We start from the raw sequence: 15,168 nt of genomic DNA, 5'->3' as shown, positions 1-15,168 counted from the left end.
GTGAACGCGACACCGCCTGAATCACATACCACGCCGCAGACTCCCGCGTTATCACGATCACATATCGACCCACCTAGCCGCCGGAGCGGCACCGCCGCGCACCTCTCGGATAGTCGCGCACGGAACCGCCGAGGAATTCGGGTGCGTGCCGCGGGTGGGGCCGCGGCCGAGGGTGCGGGCGGCGGGGCTCGATAGGCTGCGAAGGTTCGGTGGTTGCCGGGCATGGTCGAGACGGGAGTGCGGTGGCGGACGAGGCGACAGGACCGGGCAGGTTGGTGCTTGCGGCGACGCCGATGGGGGACATCGGTGACGCGTCGCAGCGGCTGCGGGATGCCCTCGGGTCCGCCGATATCGTCGCGGCGGAAGACACGCGGCGCACCAAGTCGCTCGCCAAGTCACTGGGCGTGGAGATCACCGGACGGGTGGTGAGCTTCTACGACCACGTGGAGATCGCGCGGATTCCGGCGCTGCTCGGCGATATCGAGGCGGGCCGCACGGTGCTGTTGGTGACCGACGCGGGCATGCCATCGGTCAGCGACCCCGGCTACCGGCTGGTCGCGGCCTGTGCGGAGCGGGATCTGCCGGTGACCTGCCTACCGGGACCGTCGGCCGTCACCACGGCGCTCGCGCTGTCCGCCCTTCCGGTGGAACGGTTCTGCTTCGACGGCTTCGCGCCGCGCAAGGGCGGTCAGCGGCGAGAGTGGTTGCGCACCTTGGCCACCGAGCCGCGCGCCTGCGTCTTCTTCGAGGCGCCGCACCGCCTGGCCGACTGCCTGGCCGACGCCGTCGAGGTGCTCGGCCCGGACCGCCGCGTCGCGGTCTGCCGCGAACTGACCAAAACCTATGAGGAGGTCATCCGCGGCACCCTCGCCGAGGTCGCCGCGTGGGCGGTGGACGGCGCCCGTGGTGAGATCACCGTCGTCCTCGCGGGCGCGCAACCGAAATCCGCCGATCCCGCCGACCTGGTCGACGAGGTCGAGGCGCTGACCGCCGAAGGCATCCGGCTCAAGGACGCCTGCGCGCAGATCGCCACCGCCAACGGCGCCTCGCGCAACGAGCTCTACGACGCCGTGCTGACCGCTCGCCGCAGCGGCGAGGTCTGATCGAACCAGGCATGATCGTCCTATGACTTCTCTCGAAAGCAAGGCAAAGGCGTTCCTCGCATTGCATCGCCCCGGCGATCCCGCCGTGCTGCCGACGGTGTGGGATGCGTGGTCGGCGAATGTCGCGGTGGCGGCGGGGTTTTCGGCGCTCACCGTGGGCAGTCATCCGGTCGCGGATTCGATCGGCCGTACCGACGGCGAAGGGATGACCTTTGCCGAGTCGCTCACCAGGGTGCGGCAGATCACCGCGGCCGTCGAGGTGCCGGTGTCGGTCGATATCGAGTCGGGTTATGGCCTGGAGCCTGCCCAACTGATCGAGGGACTGCTGGCGGCGGGTGCTATCGGTCTCAACATCGAGGACACGGTGCATAGCGAGGGTGGCCGGTTGCGTGCCCCGCAGGAGCACGCCGATTTCGTGCACGGCCTGCGCGAATTCGCCGATGCGACCGGTGTGCACGTGGTGGTCAACGCCAGGACCGATCTGTTCCTGCGCAAGGACGGCGACGACGCCGACCGAGTCGACCGCGCCATCGAGCGGCTGCGGTTGGCCGCCGCGGCGGGCGCCGACGTGCTCTTCCCCGCGGGTGCCCAGGGCGACGCCGACGTGCGCCGCCTCACCGGTGAACTGCCGCTGCCGATCAGTATGGTCGGCCTCCCCGACAAGTCCGACAAGGCCGTGCTCGCCGACCAGGGAGTAGCCCGCATCAGCTTCGGCCCCTACCTGCAGCGCGCCCTCACCGCCGAAATCGACCGCCTCCTCGCCCGCTGGAAGTAGCGCGACCGACGAACGCCGGGTGCACCTTGTCGGAGTCGCCTGCGATGATCGACGGATGAAGGTACTTGTGATCGGGGCTGGTGGACTGCTCGGCGGTGCGGTTGCCGAGGCCTTGGCAGGGTCGCACCAGGTGGTGCGGGCGGCGCGAAGCGGGCCGGTGCGGGTCGATCTCGAGGACGCGGCCTCGCTGGACGCACTCTTCGCCGAACTGCCCGACCTGGACGCGGTGGTGTGCTGCGCGGCGAGCGGTCCGCTCGTCGATCTGGCAACGGCCACCGACACCGACATCGCCGCGGGTATCCAAGGCAAGCTGCTCGGCCAGGTCGCTTTGGCGCAGCGCGCGATTCGCCATCTGCGCGAGGGCGGGTCGATCACGCTGACCGGAGGTACCTTCGATTCCCCACTGGCGGGCGGATCACTGGGCGCGCTGATCAACTCGGGCCTGGAAGGATTTGTCCGCAATGCCTCCGCCGAACTGCCGCGCGGCCAGCGCATCAACCTGATCAGTCCAGGCTGGATCACGGAGACGTTGGCAAAGCTAGGCATGGACGAGTCCGGCGGCACACCGGTCGCCGACGTCGCCAAGGCTTATGTGCATGCCGTGGAAGGTGATTCGCAGGGCCAGATCGTCCGTTTCTGAGGCGCTACCGCGGGAAAGCTGTTCAAGCGCTGGTGGGTAGGCCGAGGGTGGTGGTGACGAAGTGGATGAACAAGGGGGCCAAGGCGGGGACCTGTTCGGGGCCGTCGGAGACGATGACTCGGCGGGTTCGCTCACCGATGGCGTCGGGGAGCAGGGCGATCAACTCGTCCGACACCTTCGGTAGTGCGGGATTCGCCTGGCGCGCTTGGTTATAGAAGATGCGGTACAGCTCTGCGAAGCGGTCGACGGCGAGATCGCGGTAGTCGACGGCGGCCTGGTTCACCTTGAAGGATTCGACGAGTACTAATCGGGCGAAATCCGGTTCGGTAGCGACGGTTTCGCAGAACGTGACGACGATCGACTCGATTCTGGCGTGCACGTCGGCGTCCGGCGCGAGCTGTGCGAGCTCGTCGACGATCCGGGCGGCCACGATGTCGACGCCGGTGTGCACCGCCTCGATGAAGCACTCCTCCTTGTTGGCGAAGTGTTCGTAGAAGGTGCTGCGCGAGACCCGCGCTCGGGCAACGATATCGGTGAGCGTCGTGCCGGGATACCCCCTGCTGTCGACGCATTCGACCATGGCTTCGATGAGTCGTCCCCGTTGCGAGACGAGAACGGCGTCGCGCGCTGCCCGATGCCGGTCGGCGAAACTGGTCCGCGGCATCGGTGTAGGTCCTGGCGTCTGCTCTCCGCGCATGAGTGCCCTCCCTGGTCAGCGATCATGAGCATGCGTAACCCTGCATTATCCTGCTGTGCGCCAGGTGATTACCCGCCGGTGGGCAACGATGGCCGTTTCGGTCCGCGACCGGACTGTGCGATGTACCTTCTGGAAGGTGTTCAGTACGTGGCGGTACACGGGGTTGGTCGATGGGCGGGGTATCCGAGAGCTGCTGCGGCACGCGGTAAGAGTCGTGCGTTCGCTACTGGCGCGCTTCGTCTCGGTCGGCCGCACCCGTCCCGCCGATCCGCACCGTCCGGGATTCGGGCGGACGGTGCCGCGCCCGGCCTACGCCACAACCAGACAGTGCGTACCGGCCCGCAGCAGTCTGGTGCGGCGTCGTCAACGCGGCACGGGCGCAGCGTGATTCGGTAGCGGTGGAGTTCGGATCGAGCGCAGCCCATTTCGACACCGGTGCAACCTGTTTCGGCGCCGGATCAGCCTGTTTCGCACCGGCGCGATCTGATCCGGCGCTGGGTCAGCCTGATCCGGCACCGACGGAGCCTGTTTCGGCACCGACGCAGTCTGTTTCGGCACCGGCGCAGCCTGATCCGGCGCCGGTCAGCTTGATCCGGCACCGCCCCGCGGACCAGTACGTCAGTCCTTCGGCTCGATGTACTTGGGGTACACCGGTTCCGGTGCGGGCAGTACTACGCCCGGTACGATCGGCGTCGCGATATCGGCGAAGGTGCGATTTTGCTGGCCGAGCTGATCGAGGATTTTGCTCGCCGAACCCGGCATCACCGGCTGCACCAGGATCGCGACTATCCGCAACACCTCGAGCGTCACGTACAGCACCGTCGCCTCGCGGGCCAGATCCTCCGGCGTGCCGGACTTGGCCAGCGCCCACGGCGCCTGCGCGGAGAAGTACCGGTTCGTCTCGCCGAGGGTCAGCCAGATCGCTTCGAGCGCGAGATGCATTTGCTGCGCGTCGTATTCGGCACGGCAGCGATCGAGCAGCCCGTTGGCGAGGTCCAGCAGCGCCCGGTCGTCCTCGGTGAATTCGCCCGGTGTCGGCACCACCCCGCCGCAGTCGCGCGCGACCAGCTTGGTGCTGCGCTGCACCAGGTTGCCGAACTCGTTGGCCAGGTCGGTGTTGATCCGGCCGACGATCGCGTCGTGGCTGTAGCTGCCGTCCTGGCCGTAGGAGATCTCGCGCAGCAAGAAGAAACGCACCGCGTCCAGGCCGTAGGTGTCGACCAGTTCCAGCGGGTCGACCACATTGCCAACCGACTTGGACATCTTCTCGCCCTTGTTGTACAGAAACCCGTGCACGAACACGCGTTTCGGCAGCTCGACGCCGGCCGACAGCAGGAAAGCGGGCCAGTACACGGTGTGGAACCGGGTGATGTCTTTGCCGATGATGTGCACGTCGGCGGGCCAGAACCGCTGGAACGCAGCGGATTCGGTGTCCGGGAAGCCGACGCCGGTGATGTAGTTGGTGAGCGCGTCTACCCACACGTACATCACGTGATCGGGATGGCCGGGCACCGGCACACCCCAATCGAAGGTGGTGCGCGAGATGGACAGATCCTTCAGCCCCGCCTTGACGTAGCTGACGATCTCATTGCGACGCGTTGCGGGCGCGATGAATTCAGGATGCTCTTCGTACAGCGCGAGCAGCTTGTCCTGATAGGCGGAGAGCCGGAAGAAGTAGTTCGACTCCTCGGTCCAGGTGACCGGCGTCTTCGTCTCGGTGGAGATCCGGGTGCCGTCATCGAGCAGCGTGGTCTCTTCCTCGGTGTAGAACGCCTCGTCGCGCACCGAGTACCAGCCCGAGTAGTTGCCCAGGTAGATATCGCCGTTGGCGAGCATCCGCTGCCAGATCTCGACGGAGGCCGCCTGGTGATCCTCGTCGGTGGTGCGGATGAACCGGTCGAAGGAGACGTCGAGGGTCTTGTCCAGCGCCTCGAACACGTCGGAGTTGCGCGCCGCGAACTCCTGCACCGGGATGCCCTCGGCGACGGCCGTCTGCTGCATCTTCTGACCGTGCTCGTCGGTGCCGGTCAGGAAGAAGACGTCGTACCCGTCGAGCCGCTTGAACCGGGCGATGGCGTCGGCCGAGATGTACTCGTACGCATGCCCGATGTGCGGCGCACCGTTCGGGTAAGCGATGGCCGTGGTGATATAGAAGGCGGGGCGGTCAGCTGCGCTCATGGTGTGTCTACTGTAATGCGCGTGGTTTCCAACGCTCACGCGAATATCCGCCGTGCCGTTTCCCGGGTCGCCGCGGCCATGCCCGCCTGTGCCGATACCGCTGTGTCCGGCGGTTTTCGATGAGCGGGAAGCGTCCGGCGCGGGATTTGCCCGAACCGCTGGCGCCGATTGTCGATGCGCACACCCACCTCGACGCCTGCGGCGCGACGGACGCGGCGTCGACGGCGGTGATCGTGGATCGCGCCGCCTCGGTCGGTGTCGGTCAGGTGGTCACCGTCGCCGATGATCTCGCCGCCGCGCAATGGGCGGTGCGGGCCGCGCATTGGGACTCGCGGGTGTACGCCGCCGTCGCGCTGCACCCGACGCGCGCCAACGCGCTAGACGATGCCGCGAAGGCCGAACTCGAACGGCTCGGCGCCGACCCGCGGGTGGTCGCGATCGGCGAGACCGGACTCGACTACTACTGGCCGGGAAAACTCGACGGTTGCGCCGATGTCGAGACGCAGATCGAGGGTTTCCGCTGGCATATCGACCTGGCGAAGCGGCTGCGCAAACCGCTGATGATCCACAATCGCGAGGCCGACCACGATTTGCTGACGGTGCTGCTGGACGAGGGCGCGCCGTCGACCGTTATTTTCCATTGCTTCTCATCGGACACCCATATGGCGTTGGCTTGCGTGGCAGAGGGTTACGTGTTGAGTTTCTCCGGCACGGTGAGTTTCAAGAATGCCCATGAGTTGCGCGAAGCCGCCAAGGTGGTGCCCGACGAGCTGATTCTGGTCGAAACGGACGCGCCGTATTTGACCCCGCATCCGTTCCGTGGTGCTCCCAACGAACCGTATTGCCTGCCATACACCGTGCGCGCGCTGGCAGAAGTGCGCGAACAGGACCCCGCCGAATTGGCGAAGATCACCACGGCCAACGCGCGCCGGGTGTACGGCATCTGAGCGTCGCCCGCTATTTTCCGGCACTTGGCATACCCGTAAGGGGGGCTGGATATGCCCAGTGTGTCCTACATCACTACGATGGTCACATTTCGGCATTAACCTGCGGCGTCGATATCTGTTCGTGATATTGATAGCCCCAGCTGAAGCTAGTGAAGGTTGTCGACCCTCTACCCCCTCGTTATCGTACTGTGACCATGTCCCCATTTACGAGGATCAACCAGTCGCGCTCCCCGCTGCTGTACGTGGCGGTCGGTGCGCTGCTGATGACACTGATCGTCGGCGCCGGCCTGGCGATCGTGAACCGCAAGACGGTGACGGTCGTCGTGGACGGCGAAAAGCGGGTCGAGACCACGATGTCGCTCAATGTGCGCGGTGTGCTGCGGGCCGCCGGGTTCGCCGTGACCGAGCGCGACAAGGTGGCCCCCGCCCTCGCGGCGCGGATCGGCGACGGTGCGACCATCACGCTCAACCGGGCGCGTGAGGTCGAGCTGATGGTCGACGGCCAGGCGCGGAAGGTGTGGACCACCGGTCTGACCGCGGGCGAGGCGCTCGAGCAGCTGAGCCTGCCCAGCGAGGTCTACGTATCGCCCGCGCGCACCGAGAAGCTGCCGCTGGAAGGTGCCGCGCTGAAGGTGGCGACGCCGCGGTCGGTCTCGCTGCTCGACGGCATCGGCGCACCGGTCGACGTCCGGCTCGCCGCGCCAACGGTCGGCGAATTCCTTGCGGTGGCGGGCATTCCGCTGATCGAGCAGGACACCGTGGAGCCCCCGGCGTCCACCCCGCTGACCGACGGCGTGCGAATCACGGTGACGCGCAAGCGGACCGAGACCCGGATGGAGACGCTGCCGCTCGACCCGCCGGAGAACGTGATCGAAGACCCGACCATGAACATGAGCCGCTCGGTGGTGGAGACCCCCGGTGCGCCGGGCGTCCAGGACGTCACCTTCGCGGTCACCATGGTCAACGGCCAGGAAGTAGAGCGAAAGCCGGTCAGCTCGACGGTCACGGTGACCGCGCAGCCGAAGACCATTCGCAAGGGCGCCAAGCCGGGCACCGAGGTGCCGCCGGTGCGCGACGGCGCGATCTGGGACGCGCTGGCCCGCTGCGAATCCACCGGCAACTGGAGCATCAACAACGGCAACGGTTATTACGGTGGCATCCAGTTCGACCAGAGCACCTGGGAACGCCAGGGCGGACTGAAGTACGCGCCCCGTGCCGACCTGGCGACCCGCGAAGAGCAGATCGCCATCGCCGAGGTAACCCGGGCGCGGCAGGGATGGGGCGCCTGGCCCGCGTGCACCAGCCGACTCGGTCTCAGCTGAGCGCGGTAGACGGCGCGGGTTTCCGGCCGCACAGGTTTTGACTTCCCGCATACGGATTCGCTTGAGATTCCGTATGCGGGATTCAGGCGTGCGTGGGGGAGATGGGGATTGTCCAGCGAGATTCCTAGGTGTTGCCTCTGATTCGCTGACTCGTCATGAGGGGCGGGCAGCATCACGCTGATCTGTACACTCGTCCAGGTTTGTGACGGTGCGGGTCGGGTCTGTGAGGTGTTCGGTGCGAGTTGTCCAGGTGTGCCTGCGAGCAGTGGCGGTGGCCACGGTGTCGGCCAGTGCCGCGTTGTTCGTGAATGTTGCTCCCGCGCAGGCGGCGGCGCCGGGGTCGGTGATCTCGGTGGCCGTGCAGGCGGACGGTTGGCACGGAACATCGGGCGGCTCGGTGGTCGAGTACTGGATGCGCGGCTCGGACGGCACGCCACGGCAGGCCAGCGGGGCACTGTTCGTTCCGCAGGGCACGCCGCCCGCAACCGGCTGGCCGGTCATTGCCTATGACCACGGCACCAGTGGACTCGGGGCGGGCTGCGGGGGGCAGTCCGATCCGGAAGGTCATCCGTACCAGCAGATTCGGACTAAAGAATCGCAGCTGATCCAGCGTCTGGTCGGGCAGGGCTTCGCCGTGGTCGCGCCCGACTACCTCGGGCTCGGCCGCTTCGACACCGGTCCGCACCCGTACCTGGAGATCGCCACCGAGGCCACGGCCACCATCGATCTGCTGCGCGCGGCCCGCGCTACCCATCCCGAGCTGTCGCGGACCTGGGCGGTGCTCGGGGTGTCGCAGGGTGGTCAAGCCGCGCTCGGCACCGGCCACCTACAGGCCACTTACGCGCCCGAGCTCGATTTCCGCGGCACCATCGCGATCGATCCCGAATCCGATGTGGAGAAGGTGCTGCCGCTGGCCGGGCCGAACCTCCCCGCCGTCCGCGGCGGTGACGGTGCGATGAGCTTCTTCGTCAGCATCCTGGCGGGCCTGCGCGCGGCCCGCCCCGACGTGCACGTCGACGATTACCTCACCCCGCAGGGCCGCGCGGTCCTGGACAGCATCGGCACGTTGTGCCTGGACGGCATCACCGATCGCGTGAAAGGCCTCGGCGTCAGCGATCTGCTGGCCCGACCCCTCGCCGACGAGCCCATCCGCGCCGCCCTCGACGCCTACCTCACCGTCCCCACCTCCGGCTACAACGCCCCGATCCTATTGCTGCTCAACATCACCGACACTGTCGTCCCATCCCCGCTACACGCCGCCCTCGCCACCCAACTGGCCGCCAACGCCGTCGACTTCCACACCGTCACCGGCACCGGCAGGCACACCCAACTCAACCCAGCCATGTACGCCGCCATCGACGCCTTCCTGAACCGCATCAAAGCAACACCCCAGCAGTAGCCGGGTCGGTGCCGGGGGGTTGATAGGTTCTTCAGGTGTCCGAACCTGAAGTTGCCGCTCGTGGGAGTGCCGCGTTGCTGGGGCCCGCTGAAGTGCGGGTGCTGGCGGAGCGGCTGGGGGTGCGGCCGACCAAGCAACTCGGGCAGAACTTTGTGCACGACGGGAACACGGTGCGGCGGATTGTCGCGGCGGCGGGGGTGGGGCGTGACGATGTGGTGCTGGAGGTCGGGCCGGGGCTCGGCTCGTTGACGTTGGCGTTGCTCGACGTGGTGGATTCGGTGGTCGCCGTCGAGATCGATCCGGTGCTCGCGCGGCATTTGCCGGTGACCGTCGCGGACCGAGCGCCGGAGTTGGCCGACCGGTTGACGGTGGTCGAGGCGGACGCGTTGCGGGTCGCCGCCGCGGACCTACCCGTGCGGCCGACCGCGTTGGTGGCGAACCTGCCGTACAACGTGGCGGTGCCGGTGCTGCTGCACCTGCTCGCCGAATTGCCCAGCATCACCGTCTCTTTGGTGATGGTGCAGGCGGAGGTGGCCGATCGGCTCGCGGCCGCCCCCGGCAGTCGCATCTACGGCGTGCCCAGCGTGAAAGCCGGATTCTTCGGCACCGTCCGCCGAGCGGGGGCGGTCGGCACCCAGGTCTTCTGGCCGGTCCCGCGGGTGGACTCCGGCCTGGTCCGCGTGGACCGCTACTCCGAACCGCCCTGGCCGATGGACACCGACCACCGTCGCCGCGTCTTCGAGGTCGTCGACGCCGCCTTCGCCCAACGCCGCAAAACTCTCCGCGCCGCCCTGGCGGGCTGGGCAGGCTCACCCGCCGAAGCCGAACGCCGCCTCCTCGCCGCCGACATCGCCCCGACCGCCCGCGGTGAAACCCTCGACACCGCCGCCTTCGTCCGCCTAGCCGCCCAGGGCTAGCGACCGGGTCTCGCTGCCACCGAAATCAGGTCGGTTCAGCGGAATGAGCGCAGGCGCAGGCTGTTGGTGACGACGAAGATGCTGGACAGGGCCATGGCTGCGCCGGCGAGCATGGGGTTGAGCAGGCCTGCGGCGGCTAGGGGGATGGCGGCGATGTTGTAGCCGAAGGCCCAGCAGAGGTTTCCCTTGATGGTGCGCAGGGTGGCGCGGGAGAGTCGGATGGCGGCGCCGACGGTGCGCAGGTCGCCGCGAACGAGGGTGATGTCACCGGCCTCGATGGCGACGTCGGTGCCGGTGCCCATGGCCATGCCGAGGTCGGCGCGAGCCAGGGCGGCAGCGTCGTTGACGCCGTCGCCGACCATCGCGACCACCTTGCCGTCGCGTTGCAGGTTCCGTACCGCCTCGAGTTTTTCGCTCGGCAGCACTTCGGCGATCACCGTGTCGATGCCGACCTGCTCGGCGACGGTGCGTGCGGTGGCGGCGTTGTCTCCAGTGAGCAGAATGGGGGTCAGGCCGAGGTCGCGGAGTTCGGTAATCGCCTGAGCGCTGGATGATTTGATCGTGTCCGCGAGGACGAGAATGCCGCGCGCCACGCCGTCCCAGGCAACGGCCACCACGGTGCCACCGGCCTGTTCGGCGGCCGTCCGCGCCGCGACGAGTGGGTCGGGCAGTGAAATCGACCGACTGGCAAGCAGTTCGGCGCGGCCGACCAGTACGTCGCGTTCCTCGACGGAGCCTTCGACACCTTTGCCGCCGTGACTGACGAACCGTCGAAGCGGTTTCAGAACCTGCCCACGTTCGGTCGCGCGAGTGACCACCGCCCGCGCGATGGGGTGCTCGGAACCGCGCTCAACCGATGCGGCGATCATCAGCAACTCGTCCGCGTCGGTCCCCTCGGCAGGCACGATGTCGGATAGCGCCATCCGCCCGGAAGTCACCGTTCCGGTCTTGTCCAACACCACGGTGTCGATGCGCCGAGTGGACTCCAGCACCTGCGGACCCTTGATGAGGATGCCGAGCTGCGCGCCGCGTCCAGTGCCCACGAGCAGCGCGGTCGGCGTCGCGAGTCCTAACGCGCAGGGGCAGGCGATGATCAGCACCGCGACCGCCGTGCCGATGGCGACGGCCGCTGGTGCGTCGGTGCCGAGCCAGTAGCCGAGGGTGATGGCGGCGATGGCGAAGACGATCGGCACGAACACCCCGGCCACCCGGTCCGCGAGACGCTGCACCGGCGCCTTGCGGTTCTGCGCGTCCTCGACCAGCGCCGCCATCCGCGCCAGCTGGGTATCCGCGCCGACCCTGGTGGCGCGCACGGTGAGCAGGCCGCCCGCGTTCACGGTGGCACCGACCACCGGATCGCCGGGTCCGACCTCGGCGGGCAGTGACTCGCCGGTCAGCAGGCTTTGGTCGAGGGCCGAATTCCCCTCGACCACAACACCATCCGTGGCAACCTTCTCGCCGGGCCGGACCAGGAACAACTCACCGATCCGCAATTCCGCTACCGGAACCAAGGTTTCGGTTCCGTCGCGCAGCACCGAGACGTCCTTGGCGCCGAGTTCGAAAAGCGCCCGCAGCGCCGACCCCGCCCGCTCCTTGGCCCGTGTCTCGAAGTACCGTCCCGCCAAAATAAAGACGATCAACCCGGCAGCCACCTCGAAATACACGCTCGACGCCGCATCCGAGCGCTGGATCGCCAGGCTGAACGAGTGCTTCATCCCGGACATGCCGGCGTGCCCGAAGAACAGCGCGTACACCGACCACCCGAACGCGGCCAGGGTGCCGACCGAGACCAAGGTGTCCATGGTGGCGGTGGCGTGCCTGGCATTCGTCCACGCCGCTCGATGGAAGCCTGCCCCACCCCAGATGACCACGGGTGTGGTGAGCGCCAGCGAAACCCATTGCCAGTTCTCGAATTGCAGCGCGGGAATCATCGCCAGCACGAGCACCGGCACCGCGAGCGCGATGCTGATCAGGAGCTTGCGCCGCAGAGTGGTCAGCTCTGCGTACTGGTCGGTTTGTGTTGCGCCCGAGGCGGATACGCGCGCCGCATACCCCGCGTCGGCAACCTGTTCTACCAGCGAATCCGGCGAAATCGATTGTGGATAACGAACTTTTGCCTTCTCCGTGGCGAAGTTGACGGTCGCGGTGACGCCGTCGATTCGATTGAGCTTCTTCTCGATCCGCGCGGCACAGGAAGCGCAGGTCATCCCGTCGATCGCCAGCTCGATCGAGCGCAGGTCGGCGGGTGCGGACATCAGTGCCCGCCACCCGGATGCGGTGCGCCGCCGGATGTGGATGGGCCTGTGGATGATTCGACCATAGCTGCTTCCATGGTGAACTCGGCGGTGTGTACCGCGCCGCCGTGCGAGAAGTTTAGATACAGCCGATCCGCGCCCGCACTCGGGGCCTGCCCATGGAGCGCGACCTCGGGTCCCGGCAACGGGTGGTGCCGGATCCGGAACCGGACGGCTGGTGCGCCGTCCGGTCCGGTGATCCGACGGTCCGGCATCAAACGGCGACCTCGTAGCCTGCCTCGTCCACGGCGGCGGCGATATCGGTAGCGGCGATCGGCGCGGTGCTGTCGACTGTGACCGCGCCGGTGGCCAGATCCACGTCGACGCTCGTGACGCCGTCGATCTTGCCGATCTCCGTCTTGACGGAGCTCACGCAGTGCCCGCAGGTCATCCCCGTGACGGTGTAGGTGGAACTGGGCATCTCCGACTCCTTCGCTCGTTACCTCATCATACGGGCCGGGGGTACCCCGACGCGACCGAACATACCCCCTAAGGGTATATAGTGCAAGTGTGCGATTCGTCGCTTATCGCGCGCGCCGCGCTCGTACCGCGAGCGTCACCGCGGCAACGAAAACCGCTCCAAGCGCGACGAACACGACCTGCGGCCGCGCCAGCGTCTCGTCGCCCGCCGTCAAATAGATCCCGACGTTGATCAACCAGTGCCCGACCGCGGCGACCAGCACCCGCTGCCAGTAGCTGCCGTTGCCGAGCGCACCCAACAGCACCGCGAACGCCATCGCCGAGACGAAGAACGACACCGCGACCACCGGGCCCGCACCGAACGCCTGCACATGCCACAGCGCCCACAACGCTCCGGTCAGCGCGATCGCGACGAACCGCCGCACCCGCGTTTCCAGCAGTGGCTGCAGGAAACCGCGCCAGCCGATCTCCTCGCCGGTCGCGCCGATCAGCTGGATGACGAAGAACACCGCGAACGGCACCCCACCGACCACCGCGGGGCCGACCAGATCGTGCCCGGTCAGTGCGGTGGCCCCGGCGATCAGCGACCCGAGCAGCAGGCACGCCGCGACGACGTAGCCGAGGTTCTCGCGAACTCGCCGAGCCGGAACCGGCGGCGGAAACAGGGGTCCGACAATCGTGCGGCCGACGAGCCAGGTCGCCAGCGCGCCGAGCGCCGGACCGAACTGGACCAGCGACAGCGCCGCCGGATCGATGCCCGAAACCGGTTGCACCGCAAGCATTGCCGCCGAGCCGAGCAGGGTGGCCAGGACGTAGATCCCGATGATCGTCCAGAAGATTCGGGCCGCGGGTGCCGGGCCCGGCTGGTCGGTCCGCGCCGCATCGGAGGCGGTGCCGATGGCTGATGTGGAGGGAATCTCCGGCTGAGCTATCACCGGCCGATAGTGGCATGCCGTCGCACTGTTGCTGTTCATACCGCAGTGCCATTGATCGAGCAGTGTCGTTCATACCGCAGTGCCACACATAGTGGTCGCTATCCCGTCCGGCCCCAGCCGTGCATGGCCAGCTCGGCGACCTTCTCGAGTTCCGCGCGGCTCGCGCCGTCCCTGGCGGCCTGCGACATCCCCTGCATGACCGTGCCGATGTAGCGAGCCAGCGTCGGCGCGTCGACCTCCGCGCCGAGCAGGCCCGCGTCGATATCGGCCTGGATCCGTTGCGTGAACAACCCTAAATTCCGGTTGCGCAGCTCGCGCAGCTGGTCGGCGACGTCGCCGCTGGTCGTGTTGACGCCCGCGCTCATCACCAGGCAGCCGTGCGGGCAGTCGGGCCTGGTGTACTCGAACGCCGCCTCGCGCAATGAGCGCCGCACCGCGGCTTCGGCCGTCGGCTCCTCGGCGAAGGCGCGCGCGACGAATTGGCCGTAGCGTGCGCCGAAGTTCTGCACCACCTCGCCGAACAGCGTCGCCTTGTCGCCGAACGCCGCGTAGAGACTCGGCGCGCCGATGCCCATCGCCGCGGTCAACTCGCCGATCGAGGTGGCCTCGTAGCCGCGCGCCCAGAACAGCCGCATGGCCTTGTCCAGCGCGGCCTCCCGGTCGAACGAGCGCGGCCTGCCGCGAGTCGGGGTGCTCATGGCAGTCATTCTATAGCGATCGCTAGAGAATGTGCTAGTGTCCCAGTTCTGTAGTGATCGCTAGAGAAAGGGGCCCACGATGGGCGCACTGACAGGTAAGACCGCGCTGGTGACCGGAGGCAGCCGGGGGATCGGCCGCGGTATCGCCGAACGGCTCGGGCGGGACGGGGCCCGCGTGGCGGTCCACTACAACGGGAACGAGCAGGCGGCCAAGGAAACCGTGGTTGCGATCGAGGCCGCGGGCGGCTCGGCCTTCGCCATCCGCACCGAACTGGGCGTGCCCGACGATGCCGCGGCACTCTGGGCCGCCTTCGACGCGCACGCCGACGGGCTGGACATCCTGGTCAACAACGCGGGCATCGACGGCATCCGCCAGCCGATCGCGGGCACCGACGAGGCCGCGTTCGACCGGGTCTTCGCGGTCAACACCAAGGCGCCGTTCTTCGTCACCAAGCTCGGCCTCGACCGGCTGCGTGACGGCGGCCGGATCATCAACATCTCCACCGGCCTCACCCACGGATCTCACATGCCGCAGCTCATCGCCTACACCATGACCAAGGCGGCGATCAATGCCATGACCAGCGTGCTGGCCAAGGAGGTCGGGGCGCGCGGCATCACCGTGAACGCGGTGGCGCCCGGAGTGATCGACACCGATATGAACGCCGAGTTCTTGCGCGACAACGACGAGATGGCGGAACTGGTGGCGAGCTGGTCCCCGCTGAACCGGGTCGGCCAGCCCGCCGATGTGGGCGATATCGTCGGGTTTCTCGCCTCCGACGACGCCCGCTGGGTCACCGGGCAGTGGATCGACGCCACCGGCGGCGCGCTGCTGTAACCGAATGA

Annotated in this window: 14 protein-coding genes; 8 read left to right on the top strand and 6 right to left on the bottom strand. The window is 67.7% G+C overall.

The annotated features are described in order from the left end of the window. Window positions 1–293: 293 nt before the first annotated feature. From rsmI to KV110_RS36385, 3 genes are read left to right on the top strand one after another with little or no spacing between them, the layout of a single operon-like run. Window positions 294–1,103 (top strand): 16S rRNA (cytidine(1402)-2'-O)-methyltransferase, encoded by an 810-nt coding sequence (gene rsmI / locus KV110_RS36395; protein ID WP_246634829.1) that lies wholly within the window; start codon window positions 294–296, stop codon window positions 1,101–1,103. A gap of 22 nt (window positions 1,104–1,125) precedes the next feature. Beyond that, window positions 1,126–1,878 (top strand): isocitrate lyase/PEP mutase family protein, encoded by a 753-nt coding sequence (locus KV110_RS36390; protein WP_218471663.1) that lies wholly within the window; start codon window positions 1,126–1,128, stop codon window positions 1,876–1,878. Window positions 1,879–1,933: 55 nt separating this feature from the next. Beyond that, the gene (locus KV110_RS36385) at window positions 1,934–2,518 is read left to right on the top strand and encodes a short chain dehydrogenase (protein ID WP_218471662.1); all 585 of its coding nucleotides are present in this window, start codon (window positions 1,934–1,936) and stop codon (window positions 2,516–2,518) included. A 22-nt stretch (window positions 2,519–2,540) separates the two neighbouring features. Here the strand turns inward: KV110_RS36385 and KV110_RS36380 are convergent, their stop codons facing one another. Beyond that, window positions 2,541–3,182 (bottom strand): TetR/AcrR family transcriptional regulator, encoded by a 642-nt coding sequence (locus tag KV110_RS36380; protein WP_246634187.1) that lies wholly within the window; start codon window positions 3,180–3,182, stop codon window positions 2,541–2,543. 651 nt (window positions 3,183–3,833) lie between these two features. After that, window positions 3,834–5,432, bottom strand: a complete 1,599-nt coding sequence (metG, locus tag KV110_RS36375; RefSeq protein ID WP_281427708.1) for a methionine--tRNA ligase — start codon at window positions 5,430–5,432, stop codon at window positions 3,834–3,836. A gap of 80 nt (window positions 5,433–5,512) precedes the next feature. Between metG and KV110_RS36370 the strand changes: the two genes are divergently transcribed. The 4 genes from KV110_RS36370 (at window position 5,513) to rsmA (ending at window position 9,978) form a co-directional block, all read left to right on the top strand. Continuing rightward, the gene (locus KV110_RS36370) at window positions 5,513–6,340 is read left to right on the top strand and encodes a TatD family hydrolase (RefSeq protein WP_218471659.1); all 828 of its coding nucleotides are present in this window, start codon (window positions 5,513–5,515) and stop codon (window positions 6,338–6,340) included. Window positions 6,341–6,534: 194 nt separating this feature from the next. Then, window positions 6,535–7,662 (top strand): resuscitation-promoting factor, encoded by a 1,128-nt coding sequence (locus KV110_RS36365; RefSeq protein ID WP_218471658.1) that lies wholly within the window; start codon window positions 6,535–6,537, stop codon window positions 7,660–7,662. A gap of 235 nt (window positions 7,663–7,897) precedes the next feature. Then, window positions 7,898–9,061, top strand: coding sequence for an alpha/beta fold hydrolase (locus tag KV110_RS36360; protein WP_246634186.1), 1,164 nt, complete (start codon window positions 7,898–7,900; stop codon window positions 9,059–9,061). Window positions 9,062–9,096: 35 nt separating this feature from the next. Continuing rightward, entirely contained in the window at window positions 9,097–9,978 is an 882-nt protein-coding gene (rsmA, locus tag KV110_RS36355) for a 16S rRNA (adenine(1518)-N(6)/adenine(1519)-N(6))-dimethyltransferase RsmA (RefSeq protein ID WP_218471657.1), read from the top strand. Window positions 9,979–10,013: 35 nt separating this feature from the next. Here the strand turns inward: rsmA and KV110_RS36350 are convergent, their stop codons facing one another. The 4 genes from KV110_RS36350 to KV110_RS36335 all read right to left on the bottom strand — a co-directional run bounded on the left by KV110_RS36350 (window position 10,014) and on the right by KV110_RS36335 (window position 14,325). After that, window positions 10,014–12,233, bottom strand: coding sequence for a heavy metal translocating P-type ATPase (locus KV110_RS36350; protein WP_218471656.1), 2,220 nt, complete (start codon window positions 12,231–12,233; stop codon window positions 10,014–10,016). A gap of 253 nt (window positions 12,234–12,486) precedes the next feature. Next, the gene (locus tag KV110_RS36345) at window positions 12,487–12,693 is read right to left on the bottom strand and encodes a heavy-metal-associated domain-containing protein (RefSeq protein ID WP_218471655.1); all 207 of its coding nucleotides are present in this window, start codon (window positions 12,691–12,693) and stop codon (window positions 12,487–12,489) included. 103 nt (window positions 12,694–12,796) lie between these two features. After that, window positions 12,797–13,666 (bottom strand): CPBP family intramembrane glutamic endopeptidase, encoded by an 870-nt coding sequence (locus KV110_RS36340; RefSeq protein WP_218471654.1) that lies wholly within the window; start codon window positions 13,664–13,666, stop codon window positions 12,797–12,799. A 59-nt stretch (window positions 13,667–13,725) separates the two neighbouring features. Further along, a complete protein-coding gene (locus KV110_RS36335) occupies window positions 13,726–14,325 on the bottom strand; it encodes a TetR/AcrR family transcriptional regulator (RefSeq protein ID WP_218471653.1) in 600 nt (199 codons plus the stop codon). Between the two features lie 79 nt (window positions 14,326–14,404). On the opposite strand from KV110_RS36335, the gene KV110_RS36330 reads away from it, so the two are divergent. Further along, on the top strand, window positions 14,405–15,160 hold the full coding sequence (locus tag KV110_RS36330; RefSeq protein WP_218471652.1) for an SDR family oxidoreductase: 756 nt from the start codon (window positions 14,405–14,407) through the stop codon (window positions 15,158–15,160). The last annotated feature ends 8 nt before the right edge of the window (window positions 15,161–15,168 follow it).

The sequence above is a fragment of the Nocardia iowensis genome, from assembly GCF_019222765.1.
Taxonomy (GTDB): domain Bacteria; phylum Actinomycetota; class Actinomycetes; order Mycobacteriales; family Mycobacteriaceae; genus Nocardia; species Nocardia iowensis.
Note: the sequence above shows the minus strand (reverse complement) of the source record. Positions and strands in the feature narration are given on the sequence as shown.